This window comes from Leisingera sp. JC1, assembly GCF_001679925.1.
Lineage (GTDB): Bacteria > Pseudomonadota > Alphaproteobacteria > Rhodobacterales > Rhodobacteraceae > Leisingera.
This window is the reverse complement of sequence record NZ_LYUZ01000053.1, coordinates 1-731: the sequence shown is the minus strand read 5'-3', so window position 1 is coordinate 731 and position 731 is coordinate 1. Positions and strand designations below refer to the sequence as shown.

Below are 731 nucleotides of genomic sequence, written 5' to 3'. Positions count from 1 at the left end.
GAGGCCAGGTAACTCAGGGCCTCGGGATCAATCTGCGCGGCCTGACCGGACTGGACCAGCCTTCTGTACAAGAGCGGGCCGACAAGGTTGTCATTGGCGCAGCCGATGATCAGCTCCCAGTCCGGGTCCCGGGGCACCCGCCCCTGCAGGCATTCCGCCAAAATCTCCAGCGCAGTCGGGGGTAAAAGGCACCTGATCAACCGCTCCCCGCAAGGCTCCAAGCCTCGCGGGCCAAGCCGCAGGCCTGATCAAGACCGTCAAAGCGGGCGCGGAAGAACCGCGCGGAGCCTATCAGCGCAGCCAGCGATTCAAACCCGTCCCCCGACAGGCGGTCGTCCGGCGACCAGCAGGACGCCAGCATCATCCGGATGATCTCCTCTTCCGCGGTGACAGGCGCAAGCCCGGCCGGAGTGTCCGGGCTTCTGTCCAGGAACAGCACGCAGCGGACCGGGCGCGCCGGAAACGCCCCGGCGTCCAAAGCCCGGTAGCGGACCCGCTTGCCGTCCGGGCGCAAATAGTCCGGCAGGTCCTCAAGCCCCGGCAGGCGCTGCGCAAGAAGGGGCAGCGAGCCGCATTTCAGGGTCGCCGGAAAGGGCAGGGACATCACCTGGCCGCCGCTGCGCAGCACTGCCAGATCATCCCCTTCCAGGCGGAAGCCTTCGCCGTGCAGCGCAACCGACAAGGTCGACTTGCCGCTGCCCGGATCGCCGCACAGCAGCATGCTCCCGCCC

General features: G+C 68.0%; 1 protein-coding gene. It reads right to left on the bottom strand.

Features of this window, described 5'->3' with window-relative positions; genetic code table 11:
* Nucleotides 1-196 precede the first annotated feature (196 nt).
* Nucleotides 197-731, bottom strand: a 535-nt coding sequence (locus A9D60_RS26500) for a hypothetical protein (protein ID WP_217492037.1), incomplete at its 5' end; no start/stop codon positions are given.